Annotated in this window: 3 protein-coding genes; 1 reads left to right on the forward strand and 2 read right to left on the reverse strand. The window is 44.4% G+C overall.

Annotation, left to right across the window (positions count from 1 at the left end):
* A partial coding sequence (locus BCT81_RS28820) for a PLP-dependent transferase (protein WP_102426645.1) occupies positions 1-1,357 on the reverse strand: 1,357 nt, incomplete at its 3' end.
* Between the two features lie 142 nt (positions 1,358-1,499).
* On the opposite strand from BCT81_RS28820, the gene BCT81_RS28825 reads away from it, so the two are divergent.
* Positions 1,500-1,955 carry an Lrp/AsnC family transcriptional regulator gene (locus BCT81_RS28825; protein WP_032548816.1) on the forward strand — a complete coding sequence of 152 codons (456 nt, stop codon included), beginning with the start codon at positions 1,500-1,502 and terminating at the stop codon, positions 1,953-1,955.
* 33 nt (positions 1,956-1,988) lie between these two features.
* On the opposite strand, the gene BCT81_RS28830 is transcribed toward BCT81_RS28825, so the two are convergent.
* Positions 1,989-2,459 (reverse strand): hypothetical protein, encoded by a 471-nt coding sequence (locus BCT81_RS28830; protein ID WP_102426646.1) that lies wholly within the window; start codon positions 2,457-2,459, stop codon positions 1,989-1,991.
* Between the last annotated feature and the right edge of the window lie 304 nt (positions 2,460-2,763).

Raw genomic sequence — 2,763 nt, forward strand, 5'->3', positions numbered from 1 at the left:
GTTCGTAGTTATCACTGTCTGGCAAAGCAGGACACGACACATTAATGTCTGGGTGAGCATCAAAAATTTTCGCTAGAGTCAGCGTATTAATGGTTTTCTGCACCACACGCATCTCATAAGTTTTCATGCCATTGAGCACCTCAAACGCTTTGTCTGCATCTAAGAAGGCACCTTTAATGTAATACACATTCCAAAACAGGGTTTCATTCCAAGGAATCGTCGTCTCATCGCCATTGGGCTTAGTGAAAGTGACGTCCTCCCCTTTAGGTACAAACATGGTCTCGTTGCGGCCAATCACAACACCTGCTGTGGTGGTGCCAGAACCGGCAAGCTCTTTGGTATACGAGTGAATCACATAATCTGGCCTTTCCATCACATCATCGCGTTTTAGTACTGGGTGCAGTAATGGCGTACCCACCGTCGAGTCGACAATTACATCCCAACCACGAGAGTGACCGGCTTTACTTATACTCGCAACATCTAATACATAGCCGTGCGGGTTACACGGTGACTCAAGGTAAACGTAGATTTTCTTGCCTACAGCGAGGCGATCAGCATATTTATCGGCAAGCTCATCAAGCCTAGTCGCAAACTCATCACCGGAATAACCATCCACCCACTCTACCGCGACATTCAGATTCGACGGCTTGCCAAACCAATCCTCCAGCAGCTGATAAGAACCGCCGTAGATGTTGCGTGAAGCCAACACAATATCTTCATGACCAAGTAAATGGCTCAACAGCCCATCAATAGCCGCCATACCTGAATTAAAGTTCCATGCGAGGTACTCATTGGCTCTTGAGCCTGCCTCTAGATCAACCATGTGGTTCGCAAGTGAAATCGATGTCGGGTTGAGAAGTCGAGAATAGATATCGTGCAGTGGCTCTTTACCGTTGAATGCGTCTTCAATCCATTCAGTACAGGCAAACAAATAGGTCGCGGTGCGAGTAATGACAGGGCTTGCGGAAAATATAGCCGCCACATTGTCGAAAATCGGATACGCGCCTTTTGAGGCAAAATTACCATTGTTAGTCGCAATGGATTGGTAAGTCGCGCGCATTGGGTTTTGCAGGTTATCGAGGATCTTAGCGATCTGGAACGACAGGAAACGTTTGGCGTTAAACCAAGCGATACGGTCACTCTTATCCAGCTCTGAAAGGCCATCAACCGTCAATGCCCAAAGATCGTGTGTCTTGGTATTGGCTTTGTACAGTGTCGTCGCTAATTCCACCAGCGTGGTACCGTAATCGCTGCTTGGATCAATGCCAAAATGTTTTGCTTGCTCAATGGCGAGGGCTTCTGCTTGTTCGTGTTTGGTGGTTTTACGTAGGGGGCTAAGTTGCGTTGAAGTATTCATAATTGCTAAGTCATTCCATCCTTGTTGTACCTCCTTTAATTTTAGTGTTGCATAAATGTTAAATATTGCTATTTGCGAAGTAAGACATACACTTTTAGCAATAATATTGCTAACTACGGTTTAATATTGATGGAATATGCCAATGGATGAGATCGACAAGAAGATACTGGCTGAACTGCAAAGCAACGCACGACTCACCAACCAAGAGTTAGCCGACCGCGTAGCACTTTCTCCCTCCCCTTGTTTACGCCGAGTTCGAGCATTAGAGAAACAAGGGATCATTCGAGGCTATCACGCCAGTGTCGATCAAGAAGCGTGCGGTCTTCCCGTGAATGTGTTTGTGTTGGTGAAACTTGAAAAGCCGACGGAAGAGAACATGCGAGACTTTGAGCAGCACATTGAAGCGATTGATGAAGTGTTAGAGTGCTTTCTAATGACGGGGAATCACGATTACCTGCTGCATGTGGTAAGTGAATCTTTAAAAAGCTACGAGCAGTTTATTCGCAAGCAGTTAACTCGCCTGCCCAATATTGCTTCGATTGAATCAAGCTTCGCCTTTGGACAGGTAAAGACAAAAACTAAATTACCTGTAAGGTAAGTAAATCCACACTAACGCAAACTGAGAGAGCATTTAACCTTTTGTTTGTGCGATTGCCACAAGTTGCGTCACTTTAAGATCTATTTGTTCTACAACCCCTCTTACAAACTGGGCCCTTTCTCTCTCTGGCAGATCTATTGCACCAGCCAAATTGGGGATAGCCCAATGGAGCCTATGGGGTACGTGAGAGCAAACCAAGTTCACACATCCAACAAACAAGTGACACTGCTCATTACTTGCTTGGTCGCAAAGCGTAATTACGTAATCGAATTTTTCATTAGTCTTTTTGTATTCAAATACTGTTTTACTCTCGCCAATTATTGCAACGTCAAGCATGTTAGACAACTCATCTAAGAGAACTTGGGGGGTTGGTCCTGGCTCAAAACCACAACAGCTAGCGTGTATCACCCCATTAGATTGCAGCTCGACAATCGCTTTAGCGATAGCCGCTCTTACACCTTTCTTCACGCACACAAACAGAACTTTGACGGGAGTGGCATCCATACTTAAATGACCCTTTTTGTATTGGTTTTCTATATTAAACATAGATATTTAAGGAAGTTTTGCAATAACTCGGCGAATCAAGGGCTATGAGAATGGAACTAGTCAGCACCCATTCTATTCGACAAAAAGGATAAACAAGCCCATAGACAAGATATCTATCCTATATTTTTCATATAACTCCAAAAAATAACATGGAAGTCATTTCAGCATGACCAAGCTATCTTCTATTAGCCCCAAAGTGTTGCTTGTACTCTTTCTCTTGCTTACGTCTTTGACCTACGGCGGCATTTCACTTTATGTACTC

The sequence above is a fragment of the Vibrio sp. 10N.261.52.A1 genome, from assembly GCF_002876325.1.
GTDB classification, from domain to species: Bacteria; Pseudomonadota; Gammaproteobacteria; order Enterobacterales; family Vibrionaceae; genus Vibrio; species Vibrio chagasii.